The following is a 13,993-nucleotide window of genomic DNA, read 5'->3' on the forward strand; positions in this document are numbered from 1 at the left end:
GCCGCGAACTCAGGCGCGTACGTCCGGTTCGAGCTGCAATTGCAGCAAGATGATGGTGTCCTTGACTTTGAGTTTGCGCTTTTTCAGGCGCTGCAACTCGAAGTCGTCGATGCCGGGCTCATCCGACATCCGGTCGATCAAGCGATCGAGCCCACTATGCTCCGATTCCAGTTGCAGAATTCGGTCGCGAAGTGTGTTCGCGTCGATGACGTGACGTTGGTCGCGCATGCTCGCCTCCTCTCGTCGACGGCAGGAACCGCGAGTACGGCCCACTGCCTGAGGTTGCTGTCCGGCTTGAAACGCGTTACGGCGAGCGCGGTCCGTACCACCGCGATTCGCTTACTGTTGCTGCTGTTGCAGCTTCTGCTGCTGTTCGAGTTCCTGCTGCTGCTTCAACTGATCCTGGCGCTTCTGCTCGGCCTTGTCGGCGGCCTGCTTCTGGCGCGACTCGACGTCGACCTTATGCTGCGCGGCGTCGGCCTGCTTCTTCTCGAAGCTCTGCTGCTTCTGCACGCGCTCCTGCGCTTTTTGCGCGCCCTGCTGACGCGCCTCCTCCAGCTTACGCTGGAAGTCGCCCTGCTTCTGATCGTACGCCTGCTGGTTGGCCGCCGCCTGCGACGGACTCACGCCGCGCTGCGCCTGATCCAGCGCATGCTGGCGCTGCTTGTCCGCGTACGCCTGCGCATTGGCCGTGCGCTGCGGCGCCTCGGCGGCGCGCTGCGCCTGATCGAGCTGATGCTGACGCTGCTTGTCCTCGAAGGCCTGCGCGTTGCGCGCGTCGTCGGCGGCGCGCTGCGGTGCGCTCGCTTCGTCCTGCGCGCGTTTGATCGCGGCCTGCTCGTCGCGCTCGCGGGCACGTTGCGCGCGCTGCTCGCCGTCCAGCGCCAACTGTTCCTTGCGGATGTCCGCCTGCACCACGCGCATGCTGTCGCGCGCCTTGTTCAGGCAGTAGTTGACGAAGAACTTGCCGTAGCAGTCGTGTTCGGCGACCGCGTAACGGTAGTTGTTATCCGCGGCGCGCTGGTCGAGGACTTTCTGGCGCGCGTCGAAGGCGTTGTCCTGTGCAGCGTTGCTGGTTGCGCTGCCGGTTGCATCGGTAGCGCCGGCCGCGACGGTCTTGCCCACGTTGCCTTTGTCTTCGTCCGCGCTCGCATTGGCTGCTGCCGCACCGCTCGCCACAGCCGCCGGCGCCGATGCCTGCGCGACACGCTGCTGCGTTGCGTCCGGCGTCACGCCCTGCGCGGCCGCCGGCGCCGCCATGCCCAGTGCGGCAACGAAAACCGCCGCCGCGCACGACGCGGCAACGATGCCATCAAGGGCGAACACGGACTTGAACATGGCGCGCGTCACCTGCATGAACGGCGTGCGCGGCGTGCGCGGCGTGCGCGACATCATGTGCGGCGTACGCGAAAAAAGCGGCGAATGAGGCAAGCGAGAGACCAAGCGGAAGCCCAGGCGGTTGAGGGACAAGGAGGTTGGCAACGTCGTAGGAGGTCAGCGGAACATGCCCGAAATTCTATCACCGCGCGGTTGAGCCCTTTGGCATTTATGGCAAAATGCCCCGCTCCAGCAACCCGGCCGCCGCGCGCGGCCGTCGACAGAGTCCGCAGGAACATCAAGAGCTTATGACGGAAACCGTAGCACTCAAGATCGTACAGCGCATCGCCACCGAACTGTCCGTCCAGCCGCGCCAGGTCGCGGCCGCGGTGCAACTTCTCGACGAAGGAGCGACTGTTCCGTTCATCGCCCGCTACCGTAAGGAAGTGACCGACAATCTCGACGATACGCAACTGCGCAATCTCGAGGAACGCCTGCTGTATCTGCGCGAGCTGGAAGACCGGCGCGCCGCGATCATTTCCAGCATCGACGAACAGGGCAAGCTCACCGACGAGCTGCGCAACGCGATCGAAGGCGCGGACAGCAAACAGGTGCTGGAAGACCTGTATCTCCCGTACAAGCCGAAGCGCCGCACGCGCGCGCAGATCGCCCGCGAGGCCGGCCTGCAGCCGCTCGCCGACGCGCTGCTCGGCAATCCCCTGCTCGACCCGCAAACCGAAGCCGCCGCCTACGTGGACGCCGAGAAAGGCGTCGCCGACGTGAAGGCCGCGCTCGACGGCGCACGCGACATCCTGTCCGAGCAGTTCGGCGAAACCGCCGAGCTGCTGGGCAAGCTGCGCGATTACCTGTTCAACCAGGGCGTGGTGTCGTCGAAGGTGGTCGAGGGCAAGGAAAATGCCGAGGAAGAGAAATTCCGCGACTACTACGACTACGCGGAAACCATCCGGACCGTGCCGTCGCATCGCGCGCTGGCGCTGTTCCGCGGCCGCAACGCGGGCGTGCTGATGGTCAAGCTGGGCCTCGGCGAAGAGCTCGACGCGCAGGTGCCGCATCCGGGCGAAGCGCTGATCGCGCGTCACTTCGGCATCGCCAACCAGAATCGGCCGGCGGACAAGTGGCTGTCGGACGTGTGCCGCTGGTGCTGGCGCGTGAAGGTGCAGCCGCACATCGAAAACGAACTGCTGACCCATCTGCGCGACGAAGCCGAGCACGAGGCGATCCGCGTGTTCGCGCGCAATCTGAAGGACCTGCTGCTCGCCGCGCCCGCCGGCCCGAAGGCCGTGATCGGCCTCGATCCGGGCATGCGTACCGGCGTGAAGGTCGCCGTGGTCGATCGCACCGGCAAGGTGCTCGCCACCGACGTGATCTATCCGCACGAGCCGCGCCGCGACTGGGACGGCTCGATCGCGAAACTCGCGCGTATTTGCGCGCAGACACAGGCCGAGCTGATCAGCATCGGCAACGGCACGGCGTCGCGTGAAACGGACAAGCTCGCGAGCGATCTGATCGCGCGGCATCCGGAATTCAAGCTGCAGAAGATCGTCGTGTCGGAAGCGGGCGCGTCGGTGTACTCGGCGTCCGAACTCGCGGCGAAGGAATTCCCCGACATGGACGTGTCGCTGCGCGGCGCCGTGTCGATCGCGCGACGTCTGCAGGACCCGCTCGCGGAACTCGTGAAGATCGAGCCGAAGGCGATCGGCGTCGGGCAGTATCAGCACGACGTCAATCAGCGCGAACTCGCGCGTTCGCTGGATGCCGTCGTCGAAGACTGCGTGAACGCGGTCGGCGTGGACGCGAATACCGCGTCGGTCGCACTGCTCGCGCGCGTGTCCGGTTTGAACGCGACGCTGGCGCGCAATATCGTCGACTATCGCGACGCGAACGGTCCGTTCCCGTCGCGCGAGCATCTGCGCAAGGTGCCGCGCCTCGGCGACAAGACCTTCGAACAGGCCGCGGGTTTCCTGCGCATCAACAACGGCGAGAATCCGCTCGACCGCTCGTCGGTGCACCCGGAAGCGTATCCGGTCGTCGAACGGATGCTGGCGAAAATCAGCAAGCAGGTCGGCGAAGTGCTCGGCAATCGCGATGCATTGCGCGGCCTGTCGCCGGCTGAATTCGTCGACGATCGTTTTGGTTTGCCGACGGTGCGCGACATTCTGCTCGAACTCGAAAAGCCGGGTCGCGATCCGCGTCCGGAGTTCAAGACCGCGACCTTCCGCGAAGGCGTCGAGAAGGTCAGCGACCTGACGCCGGGCATGGTGCTCGAAGGCGTCGTCACGAACGTCGCGGCGTTCGGCGCGTTCATCGACGTGGGGGTGCATCAGGACGGTCTGGTGCACGTGTCGGCGATGTCGACCAAGTTCATCAAAGACCCGCACGAAGTCGTGAAGGCCGGCCAGATCGTCAAGGTCAAGGTGCTGGAAGTCGACGTCAAGCGTCAGCGTATCGCGCTGACCATGCGTCTTGACGACGAGTTCGGTGCGGCGGCCGCGCGCAGCGGCGGCGGCGCGCAACAGGATCGTGGCGGCGCGGGCCGCTCGGGCGGTGGACGCGGCGCGCCGCAGCGCTCGCGTGAACCGGAAGCCGGCGGCGCGATGGCGGCGGCATTCGCGAAGCTCAAGCAGAAGTAAGGTAGTGAGGTTGAACGTCTGACGACACGAACGAGGCGCGCGAGCGGTTCACGCGCCTCGCGATTCACGCAGGACGGCGCCTCAAATACGCAAAAGAGCAAATCAGCAAAAGAAAAAAGCCCACGCATTGCAAACGCGTGGGCTTTTTCTTTGCCTGCGCTGCGCAGGCAGCGCGCCATCAGATCTCGATCTTCGTCCCCAACTCCACCACCCGGTTGGCCGGAATGCTGAAGAAGTCCGTCGGCTTCGCGGCATTCTGATGCATCCACGCGAACACCCGTTCGCGCCACACCGACATGCCCGGCAATTGCGTCGGCACCACGGTTTCGCGCGCGAGGAAGAACGACGTGTCCATCAACTCGAACGTCATGTCGTGCGTACGGCCGACTTCGAGCAGCACCGCCTTCACGTCCGGCGTTTCGTTGAAGCCATAAGCCGCCTTCACGAGATACAGGCCGCCGTCGATATCCTTCACCGTCACGCGGTCCGCGTCGTTCACGTACGGAATGTCGCGCGTCACGAAGGTCAGGAAGATGGTCCGCTCGTGCAGCACCTTGTTGTGCTTGAGGTTGTGCAGCAGACTCACCGGCACCAGCGACTCGCTGCCGGTCAGATAGATCGCCGTGCCCGACACGCGATGCGGCGGATGCGCCAGCAGTCCCTGCAGGAACGGCATCAGCGGAATACCGTCGGCGGCCGTGCGTTCCTTGACGATCATCCTGCCCTTGAACCACGTCATCAGCAGGAAGAACAGCAGTGCGCCGATGCCGAGCGGCAGCCAGCCGCCCTCTTCGACCTTCAGCAGATTCGCGCCGAAGAAGCCGAGATCGACCGCCATGAACACGCCGATGATCAGCGCCACCAGCAGCTTGTTCCACTTCCACACGTTGACCATCACGACGCACGCGAGAATCGTGGTGATCACCATGGTTGCCGTCACCGCGATACCGTACGCGGCGGCGAGATTGTCCGAACTCTTGAACGCGATCACGATGCACAGAATGATGAACAGCAGCATCCAGTTCACCACCGGCACGTAGATCTGGCCAATCGCCAGTTCCGACGTGTGCAGGATCTTCATGCGCGGCACATAGCCGAGCTGGATCGCCTGGCTCGTCAGCGAATAGGCGCCCGAAATCACCGCCTGCGATGCGATCACGGTCGCCACCGTCGACAGCACCACCAGCGGCAGCAGCGCCCAGTCCGGCGCGAGCAGGAAGAACGGATTTTCGATCGCCTTCGGGTCGTGCATCAGCAGCGCGCCCTGGCCGAAGTAGTTCAGCACCAGCGACGGCATCACCAGCACGTACCACGCCATGCGGATCGGCTTCGCGCCGAAGTGCCCCATGTCCGCGTAGAGCGCTTCCGCGCCGGTCAACACCAGCACCACCGAGCCGAGCACCACGTAAGCCTGCAGCACGTGCGCGGCCATGAAGGTGTACGCGTAGTACGGATTCAGCGCGCGCACGACGCTCGGCGACTGCACGATATGCCACAGGCCGAGCGCGGCGAGCACGACGAACCACACGATCATGATCGGTCCGAACAGACGACCCACCATCGCGGTGCCGTGCCGCTGGATCCAGAACAGCAGCACGAGGATCACCATGGTGAGCGGCAGCACCAGATGCGACAGATTCGGCGCGGCAATCTCCAGACCTTCGACCGCCGAGATCACCGAGATGGCGGGGGTGATCACCGCATCGCCGTAGAACATGCAGGCGCCGAAGATGCCGAGCATCATCAGCAAGCCGGCCATTTTCGATTTCTGGTCGATGGAGCGCAACGCCAGCGCCATCAGCGCGAGCACGCCACCTTCGCCGTTATTGTCGGCGCGCATCACGAACAACACGTACTTGACGCCGACGACGATCACGATCGCCCAGAACAGCAGCGAGATCACGCCCAGGATGGATTGGTCGGTTAGCGGAATGCCATGCGAGGGGCTGAAGGCCTCTTTCAGCGAGTACAACGGGCTCGTGCCGATATCACCGAACACCACCCCGATCGCGGCAACCGCGAGGGATGGCAGGGACTGTTTGTGCACGTGATTGTTATCTGTCATAAACGCGAGGAAATCCGTTCCCTGAGCGGAAAAAACGAGCGCTATTCTAAACTGCCCGCCTAGCGCCGCCCGGTCTGTTGTGGATACACCACGTGGATGGTCCGCGCAGTTTAGCACTGCGGTATGGGCGCGTCTGCGACAGAAGGGGTTTCGTTCGAAGCGGCGCGACACGCCAATAAAAAACGGAGCCGCATGGACTCCGTTTTTCAGGTACGGCCAATTGCCGGTGCGCCGGTCAAAGCGCCGCGGCCCAGCAACTTCACTGCCCCGACGATTCCTGCGCCTGCGCCATGCCGCGCTTGATCCACGCGCCGAGGTTATGCGGACGCACCGTGTCCCATTCCTCGAACGGTTGATGAATCCACGGATTGGTCGGCAGATACTGCACGTGATAGTCGGGCTTCACCTTCGAGCAGCCCTTGTACCAGAGCACCGCCGAACGCACGGCCGTAATCGCCGGATAGCGGTCTTTCAGATGCTGCTGCACGCGCGCCAGCGTCACACCCGAGTCGACCAGATCGTCGACCAGCAGCACGTTGCCTTGCAGTTCGCCGCGCGTCATCGTGATGTATTGCGCGATGTCGAGCTCGCCCTGCTCCGTGCCGGCCGCTTCGCGATACGAGCTCGTGGCGAGAATGGCCAGCGGCAGATCGTAGATGCGCGAGAGCTGATCGCCCACGCGCAGACCACCGCGCGCGAGACACAGGATCTTGTCGAACTTCCAGCCCGACTCGTGCACCTGCAACGCCAGCAATTCGATCAGCCGGTGATATTCGTCCCAGCCGACCCACAGGTTACGGTCGTCGTTACGCGGGTCTTTCATCGCAATCATGGGTACACCTTGAACCATGGCTTAAACCTTGAACGGATGACGCAGCAGGATGGTTTCATCGCGATCCGGACCGGTCGACACCATGTCGATCGGAATGCCCGCGACTTCCTGCACGCGCGACAGATAAGCACGCGCATTGGCCGGCAAGTTGTCCCACGCGTTGATGCCGACGGTGCTTTCCTTCCAGCCGGGGAAGGTTTCGTACACCGGCTCGCAGCGCGCCACTTCGGCGGCGCCGCGCGGCAGCAGGTCGAGCGGTTGACCGTCGACCGTGTAGCCGACGCACAGCTTCACTTCGTCGAGACCATCGAGCACGTCGAGCTTGGTCATGCACAGACCCGACACGCCGTTGATCTGGATCGAGCGGCGCAGCGCGGCGACGTCGAGCCAGCCGGTACGGCGCGGACGGCCCGTGACCGAACCGAATTCCTTGCCGACGGTGGCCAGCTCCAGGCCGATCGCTTCCTGACGCGCGGCGTTGTCCGCATCGTACAGTTCGCTCGGGAACGGGCCCGAACCGACGCGCGTGCAATACGCCTTGGTGATGCCGAGAATGTAGTTCAGCTTTTGCGGACCGACGCCCGCGCCAGCCGTGGCGGCACCCGCGACGCAGTTGCTCGACGTGACGAACGGGTACGTGCCGTGATCGATGTCGAGCAGCGTGCCTTGCGCGCCTTCGAACAGCAGATTGCTGCCGGCCGCGTTCGCGTCGTACAGACGGCGCGACACGTCGGTCACCATCGGCTTCAGACGGTCGGCATAGCTGAGCATCGTGTCGAGCGTTTGCTGGAAGTCGACAGCCGCGACGCCCAGGTATTGCGTCAACACGAAGTTGTGATAGTCGAGGTTTTCGCGCAGACGTTCGGCGAACGTCACCGGATCGAACAGATCCTGCACGCGCAGACCGCGGCGTGCCACCTTGTCTTCGTACGCCGGGCCGATGCCGCGACCGGTGGTGCCGATCTTGGCCGTGCCGCGGCGTGCTTCACGACCCTGGTCGATGGCGATGTGGTACGGCAGGATCAGCGTGGTCGCTTCGGAAATGAAGAGGCGATTCTGAACGTCGACGCCGGCGGCTTCGAGCTCACCGATTTCCTTGAACAGCGCTTCCGGCGACAACACGACGCCATTGCCGATGTAGCACGCGACGCCGGGACGCATGATGCCCGACGGAATCAGACGCAAGATGGTTTTCTTGCCGCCGATGATAAGCGTGTGGCCGGCATTGTGACCGCCCTGGAAGCGAACGACGCCTTGGGCGTGGTCCGTCAGCCAGTCGACGATCTTGCCCTTGCCCTCATCACCCCACTGGGTACCCACGACGACGACGTTACGCCCGGGGTTCACATTCACTGCGCTGGCAGACATGTTGTTTCGTAAGCTGGTTAAAAACGTATTTTACCTAGGTTCGCGGAACGTTCCGAATTTTTCCGTTTCCGCTCAACGGTATGCACGTTATGGTGGGTATATCGAAAACAGCGCGGCGAGTGGCCGCGCCAGGGTCCGGCGTCAGGTTGGACGCCTTCGGATGCGCGCCGGGGCAAGCCTCCGGACGGGTGTGAAGGAACGCGCTCAGGCGCGCGGTTCAACCACCCAGGCGCCATTGCGTTCGACCAGAATGCGGTCGAACGCGAATTCGTCGAGATCGTGTTCGTGGCCAGGCAACGCCTGAATCACCACTTCGCCGGCATCGCGCAACGCAGCGACGCTCACGCGCAGCGAATCGTCGTGCTGCCACGGTGCGAGGATCGCGCTGCTGCGCGCCTCGACCGGCGAGATGCGCGCCACTTCGCGCAGATCGAGCGAGAAGCCGGTTGCCGCGCGGGCGCGGCCGTATGCCTGACCGACGTGGTCGTAACGGCCGCCGCGCGCTACCGCGTTCGGCACGCCGTCCACGTAGGCGGAGAACATCACGCCGCTGTGGTACGCGTAGCCGCGCAGATCCGCCAGATCGATCATCACCTCGGCGCCGTCGACCTGGCTTGCGAGGAACGCGAGATCGTCGAGCGCACGGGCGATGGCCGGCGCATTCGGCAGACGCGCGCGCGCCTCTTCCAGCACCGCTGCGTCGCCGTACAGCGTGGGCAACGCGCGCAATGCGTCGCGCGTGACGGGCGTTAGATTCGCGGTCAGCTCGACGAGGCGCGGCACGTCCTTGCCGGCCAACGCGTCATACAGCGACTGCCCGAGTTCCGCGGCGGCGGGTTCCGCTTCGATCAGCGCGGCCAGCACGCCCGCATGGCACAGGTCGAGCCGTACTTTCGCTAGGCCCGCGAGACGCAGCGCGTCGAGCATCAATTGCTGGATTTCGAGGTCGGCTTCGAGGCCCGCATGGCCATAGATTTCCGCGCCGATCTGGATCTGTTCGCGAGTGGCGTGCAGTCCACGCGGCCGCGTATGCGCGACGTTGCCCGCGTAGCACAGACGCGTCACGCCCTGCCGGTTCAGCAGATGCGCGTCGATCCGTGCGACCTGCGGCGTGATGTCGGCGCGCAGGCCGAGCGTGCGTCCGGACAACTGATCGACCAGCTTGAAGGTGCGCAGGTTCAGATCGTGGCCCCCGCCCGTCAGCAGCGACTCGATGTATTCGAGCAGCGGCGGCATGACCATTTCGTAGCCGTACGAACGGAAGCGATCCAGCAGACGGCGCCGCAGTTCTTCGATCTTGCGGGCTTCCGACGGCAGCACGTCGGCAATATTCTCGGGGAGTAACCAGGTCGACATCGATACAGTCCTACGACGTTGAACACGGCGGCTGGGTGCGCCGGTAAATAAGGGTGAATGGCGGGCGAAGGCTCGATTCTGTCGGCTTGCGCCGACGCGCGCGCAACCCGCGTCAGGTGTACTTCAAGCGCTTTGACGCCAGCGCCGGCGGAACCGGCAGATCTGACGGATACCCGGCGCCGCCATCGCATGTTCGCGTTTGCGCCGGCGTTTGCGTTTCATGCCGGCCACGCCGCTTCGGATCACGCGATTCAGATCACGCAGGTCAAGTCACGATAAACAACAGGATCAGCCCGAGCGCCATCACGATCAGTCCGCCGACGCGAATCTGATGCGGCGGGCGTTCCGCTATTTTACGGAACGTGTCGCGCCAGGCGCTGGGGAAAACGAAGGGAAACATCCCTTCGATAATCAGCATCAGCGCGATCGCGAGCAGTAACGAGCCGGCAATATCCATGCGAAAAAGAGGCCGCGATGCGGATGCCGCAGCCTTCCGGTTATCAGTGTTTGCGCGGAACCGCGGGAGCGTCCGGGGCAGCGCCGCCGGTCGGGCCACGCATGAAGCGGAAGAACTCGCTGCTGGGATCGACCACGATCACGTCGCCCGGCTTGAAGGTGTTCTTGTACGCCTGCATGCTTTGATAGAACTGGTAGAACTGCGGATCGGCGCTGTACGCGTCCGCCGCGATCTGCGCGGCCTTGGCGTCGCCTTCGCCCTTGATGGTTTGCGCCTGACGGTAGCCGTCGGCGAGCACCGCCTGTTGCTGACCGACCGCGTCCGCCTTGATCTGATCGGCTTCGGCGGCGCCCTTCGCGCGCTCGTCGGCGGCGATCTGCTCGCGCGCGGCGATCATCCGCTTGTAGACGGAATCCGCCATCGCCGCCGGGAAGTCGACACGCGTGAGTTGCACGTCGACGATCGACACGCCGAGCGATGCCGCGGCCTTGTCCATCGCGCCGCGCGCCTCGTCGGCGACGGCCTGCTGTTTGGCCAACGCGTCGGGCAGCGTGACCTTGCCGAACGCGTCGCCGAGCGCGCTGCGCGAGAGCAGCGCGAGACGGTCCGGCAGGCTCTGCGTATCGCCCTTCGTTTCGGCGATCAGCTTCAGCGGATCGGTGACGCGATATTTGACGACCGGGTTGGCCAGCAGATCGGTTTTGTCGGACGTGACGTAACGGTCTTCGTCCGGCGCGTCGAGCGACTGGATGCGGCTATCGACCAGCGTGACGGTTTGCAGCGGCGGCGGCAGCTTGACGTGCAGGCCCGGGCCGAGCAATGCCGGCGCGGTATCGCCATGCGACGACAGCACCGCCATGTGCCGCTGATCGACGACGAACACCGTCGACGACGCCGCGAACAGCACGATAACGATAGCGACGACGAGCGCAATGATCTTGTTCATGATGTGCGCCCCTTATTGAACGTCGTCTTCACGCATGCGGCTGCGGAAGGCATCGCGCGAACGCAGCGCGTCGCTGCTAGCGGCGGCCTGACTGGCCGGCGTGGCGGCGGCCGGCGCACTGCCCGGCACCACGGCGGCCGGCGCGGTGACCGACGCCGCCGCGGACTGCGCCGCGGCACTGCTCGCGGCTTGCGGCGCGGCCGCGCCCGCCGTTGCGCCCGACGCACCGGCGGCAGCCTCGGCCGCCCGCTGACGGGTCTGCTCGACCAGCTTGTCGAGCGGCAGATACAGCACGTTGCTGCCGCTCTTGCTGTCGACGTACACCTTGGTCGTATTCGAATAGATCTGCTGCATGGTGTCCAGATACATGCGCTCGCGAATCACCGCGGGCGCTTTCGAGTACTGCGCGTAGACCTGCTTGAAGCGATCGGCGTCGCCCTGTGCCTGCGCAACGGTTTTGTCGCTATAGGTCTTCGCCGCGTCGATTTCGCGCGCGACGTCGGCTTGCGCGCGCGGCAGCAGATCGGCCGCATAGGCCTGCGCGTCGCGCTTCGCGCGGTCGTTTTCCTGACGGACCTTGGCGGCGTCGTCGAACGCGGCCTGCACCTGATCGGGCACCTGCACGCCCTGGATCGTCACGCCAGTGACGGCGAGGCCGGACTGGTATTCGTCCAGCGATTGCTGGATCGACGCCACCAGTTGCTGACGGATCGTTTCGCGATCCTGATCGAGAATCTCGCTGGTGCTGCGCGCGCCGACGATGCTGCGCACCGCCGCCTGGGCGGCCTGCATCACGCTCTGATCGGGATCGGCGCCGCGGAACAGATAGTCGGTCGGCTTGCGCACCCGGTATTGCACGGCGAAACGCACGTCGACGATATCGCCGTCATGCGTGAGCATGGATGCGTCTTTCACGTTGGCGAGACGCACCACGTTGTTGCGGCCGATTTCCACCTGGCGGATCTGGCCGATATTGACGAGCTCGTGCGCCTCGAACGGATACGGCAAACGCCAGTGCACGCCCTGCCCGGCCGTGTAGCGATACTTGCCGAACTGCATGACAACGCCGGCCTGACCGTCCTGCACGACGAACACGCCGCTGCCGAGGTACACGGCGATCAGCACGCCGATCACGATACCCACGCCGATGCGCGCGCCACGGCCATTGTCCGGACGGCCGCCGCCAGCACCGCCGCCGCCCTTGCGTCCGAACACCCGGCTCAGGCGACGGTTGAAGTCGCGCCACATTTCGTCGAGATCGGGCGGGCCTTCGCCGTCCTTGTTCTGCGGACGCTTCGGTTCGTTCGGCCGTTGCCGGTCGCCATTGCCGTCGCCCCGGCCCCAGCGCGGATCGTTCAGTGAAAGCATGGCGCGCATGCGCAGCCAGATACTCCGCTCGTTGTAATCGTTCACCTGTGTTCGTTCACTAGAGTAGACAGCGGGTCAGTGCGGGTCAGCGCATTTGGAACGGGTCAGTGCCCGAGTTCTGGGACCTTGCGGTCGTCGCGTGGAGCTGCCGACCGGTCTTCTTCCGACAGATCGATCCGGGTGTCGGGAAGAGGTTCGGCAGTAGCGATCTCAGCGATGGCAGCGCGCAATGTATCCAGACCTTGCCCCGTGCGCGCGCTCAAAAAGACGCGCGAAATATTACCATACTCGTCCCGCTCGACCGCCTCGCCACGGGCCGCCAACTCGGGCACCGCGTCGATCTTGTTGAACACCAGCACCTGACGGACCGTGTCCGCGCCGATCGCGTGCAATACCTCGTTGACCTGATCGATCTGGTCGAGCCGCACCGCGCTCGACGCATCGACCACATGCAGCAGCAGGTCGGCGTGAATGGTTTCCTCGAGCGTGGCGCGGAACGCCGCCACCAGCTGGTGAGGCAGTTCGCGGATGAAGCCGACCGTGTCGGACACCACCACCTGCCCGGCTTCGTCGCCGAGATAGACGCGCCGCGAGGTCGTGTCGAGCGTGGCGAACAGCTGGTCGGCCGCGTACGCCTGCGCCTTGGTGAGCGCATTGAACAGCGTGGACTTGCCGGCGTTCGTATAGCCGACCAGCGACACCGACATGGTCTGGTTGCGGCTGCGCGCGCGACGCTGCGTGCCATGCTGCCGACGCAGCTTGTCGAGCCGGATCTTGAGCGCCTTGATGCGCTCGCCGATCAGCCGGCGGTCGGTTTCGAGCTGTGTTTCGCCAGGGCCGCGCAAGCCGATACCGCCTTTCTGCCGCTCAAGGTGGGTCCAGGCGCGGATCAGCCGGGTCGACAGATACTGCAGCTGCGCGAGCTCGACCTGCAGCTTGCCTTCGTGGCTGCGGGCGCGTTGCGCGAAGATGTCGAGGATCAGGCTGGTGCGGTCGACCACGCGCCGATTAAGCGCTCGCTCCAGATTGCGCTGCTGCGCAGGCGCCAGAGCGTGATTGAAAATGACGAGTTCGATGTCGTTCGCCTCGCACGCGAGCCGCAGTTCCTCGGCTTTGCCGCTGCCGACGAACATCTTCGCGTCCGGACTGGAACGACGCCCGGTGAGGGTGACTAAGGGATTCGCGCCCGCGCTTTGCGCGAGCAGGCTGAGTTCTTCCAGGCTGGCTTCGAAATCGATCTTACCGAAGTCGATGCCGACAAGCGCTGCGTTAATCAAATTGGAGGGTATCAAAATAGAAGCGGCCGGCAGTGATCGCCAACGGGCGACGCCATGCCGGCCGCGACGGGGGTTAGGACTGTTCGGAATCCGGGTGGAAATTCACCGGACGGGCAGGCACGACGGTGGAGATTGCGTGCTTGTAAACCATCTGGGTGACCGTATTCCGGAGCAACACGACGTACTGGTCGAACGATTCGATGTTCCCTTGAAGCTTGATGCCGTTGACCAGGTAGATCGACACCGGCACATGCTCTTTACGCAGTGCGTTCAAAAACGGGTCTTGTAACAATTGCCCTTTGTTGCTCATAGCAAACTCCGTATTTTTTTGCAGGTTGACTGAATTGACGACGAAG

12 protein-coding genes are annotated in these 13,993 nt (G+C 64.4%); 1 reads left to right on the top strand and 11 read right to left on the bottom strand.

The genetic code is table 11. The features are described 5' to 3' along the window. Nucleotides 1-9 precede the first annotated feature (9 nt). Together LFL96_RS12100 and LFL96_RS12105 are read right to left on the bottom strand one after the other, a co-directional pair. Nucleotides 10-228, bottom strand: coding sequence for a DUF465 domain-containing protein (locus LFL96_RS12100; RefSeq protein ID WP_280995478.1), 219 nt, complete (start codon nt 226-228; stop codon nt 10-12). A 111-nt stretch (nt 229-339) separates the two neighbouring features. Continuing rightward, entirely contained in the window at nt 340-1,338 is a 999-nt protein-coding gene (locus LFL96_RS12105) for a hypothetical protein (RefSeq protein WP_280995479.1), read from the bottom strand. A 287-nt stretch (nt 1,339-1,625) separates the two neighbouring features. Between LFL96_RS12105 and LFL96_RS12110 the strand changes: the two genes are divergently transcribed. Next, on the top strand, nt 1,626-3,968 hold the full coding sequence (locus tag LFL96_RS12110; RefSeq protein WP_280995480.1) for a Tex family protein: 2,343 nt from the start codon (nt 1,626-1,628) through the stop codon (nt 3,966-3,968). A gap of 178 nt (nt 3,969-4,146) precedes the next feature. On the opposite strand, the gene LFL96_RS12115 is transcribed toward LFL96_RS12110, so the two are convergent. The 9 genes from LFL96_RS12115 to hfq form a co-directional block, all read right to left on the bottom strand. Continuing rightward, on the bottom strand, nt 4,147-6,033 hold the full coding sequence (locus LFL96_RS12115) for a potassium transporter Kup (protein ID WP_280995481.1): 1,887 nt from the start codon (nt 6,031-6,033) through the stop codon (nt 4,147-4,149). Nucleotides 6,034-6,292: 259 nt separating this feature from the next. Then, nucleotides 6,293-6,883, bottom strand: a complete 591-nt coding sequence (locus LFL96_RS12120) for a phosphoribosyltransferase (RefSeq protein WP_280995482.1) — start codon at nt 6,881-6,883, stop codon at nt 6,293-6,295. A gap of 3 nt (nt 6,884-6,886) precedes the next feature. Beyond that, entirely contained in the window at nt 6,887-8,233 is a 1,347-nt protein-coding gene (locus LFL96_RS12125; RefSeq protein ID WP_280995483.1) for an adenylosuccinate synthase, read from the bottom strand. A gap of 204 nt (nt 8,234-8,437) precedes the next feature. Then, the gene (locus tag LFL96_RS12130; protein ID WP_280995484.1) at nt 8,438-9,589 is read right to left on the bottom strand and encodes an ATP phosphoribosyltransferase regulatory subunit; all 1,152 of its coding nucleotides are present in this window, start codon (nt 9,587-9,589) and stop codon (nt 8,438-8,440) included. Between the two features lie 265 nt (nt 9,590-9,854). Then, complete coding sequence (locus tag LFL96_RS12135) at nt 9,855-10,046, bottom strand: DUF2065 domain-containing protein (RefSeq protein WP_035546416.1); 192 nt, start codon at nt 10,044-10,046, stop codon at nt 9,855-9,857. 43 nt (nt 10,047-10,089) lie between these two features. Continuing rightward, nucleotides 10,090-10,992 (bottom strand): protease modulator HflC, encoded by a 903-nt coding sequence (gene hflC / locus LFL96_RS12140; protein WP_280995485.1) that lies wholly within the window; start codon nt 10,990-10,992, stop codon nt 10,090-10,092. 12 nt (nt 10,993-11,004) lie between these two features. After that, entirely contained in the window at nt 11,005-12,405 is a 1,401-nt protein-coding gene (hflK, locus tag LFL96_RS12145) for an FtsH protease activity modulator HflK (RefSeq protein WP_280995486.1), read from the bottom strand. A gap of 59 nt (nt 12,406-12,464) precedes the next feature. Then, nucleotides 12,465-13,652, bottom strand: coding sequence for a GTPase HflX (gene hflX / locus LFL96_RS12150; RefSeq protein ID WP_280995487.1), 1,188 nt, complete (start codon nt 13,650-13,652; stop codon nt 12,465-12,467). A gap of 58 nt (nt 13,653-13,710) precedes the next feature. Further along, a complete protein-coding gene (gene hfq, locus LFL96_RS12155; RefSeq protein ID WP_006051315.1) occupies nt 13,711-13,947 on the bottom strand; it encodes an RNA chaperone Hfq in 237 nt (78 codons plus the stop codon). Nucleotides 13,948-13,993: the final 46 nt, after the last annotated feature.

The sequence above is a fragment of the Paraburkholderia sp. D15 genome (assembly GCF_029910215.1).
GTDB lineage: Bacteria > Pseudomonadota > Gammaproteobacteria > Burkholderiales > Burkholderiaceae > Paraburkholderia.

Excerpts from the sequence above, each read along its gene's own strand:
- LFL96_RS12125 (WP_280995483.1), bottom strand. The coding sequence starts at position 8,233 with ATGTCTGCCAGCGCAGTGAATGTGAACCCCGGGCGTAACGTCGTCGTC.
- LFL96_RS12130 (WP_280995484.1), bottom strand. The coding sequence starts at position 9,589 with ATGTCGACCTGGTTACTCCCCGAGAATATTGCCGACGTGCTGCCGTCG.
- LFL96_RS12115 (WP_280995481.1), bottom strand. The coding sequence starts at position 6,033 with ATGACAGATAACAATCACGTGCACAAACAGTCCCTGCCATCCCTCGCG.
- LFL96_RS12100 (WP_280995478.1), bottom strand. The coding sequence starts at position 228 with ATGCGCGACCAACGTCACGTCATCGACGCGAACACACTTCGCGACCGA.
- LFL96_RS12135 (WP_035546416.1), bottom strand. The coding sequence starts at position 10,046 with ATGGATATTGCCGGCTCGTTACTGCTCGCGATCGCGCTGATGCTGATT.
- hflC (WP_280995485.1), bottom strand. The coding sequence starts at position 10,992 with ATGAACAAGATCATTGCGCTCGTCGTCGCTATCGTTATCGTGCTGTTC.
- LFL96_RS12110 (WP_280995480.1), top strand. The coding sequence starts at position 1,626 with ATGACGGAAACCGTAGCACTCAAGATCGTACAGCGCATCGCCACCGAA.
- hfq (WP_006051315.1), bottom strand. The coding sequence starts at position 13,947 with ATGAGCAACAAAGGGCAATTGTTACAAGACCCGTTTTTGAACGCACTG.
- LFL96_RS12120 (WP_280995482.1), bottom strand. The coding sequence starts at position 6,883 with ATGGTTCAAGGTGTACCCATGATTGCGATGAAAGACCCGCGTAACGAC.
- LFL96_RS12105 (WP_280995479.1), bottom strand. The coding sequence starts at position 1,338 with ATGTTCAAGTCCGTGTTCGCCCTTGATGGCATCGTTGCCGCGTCGTGC.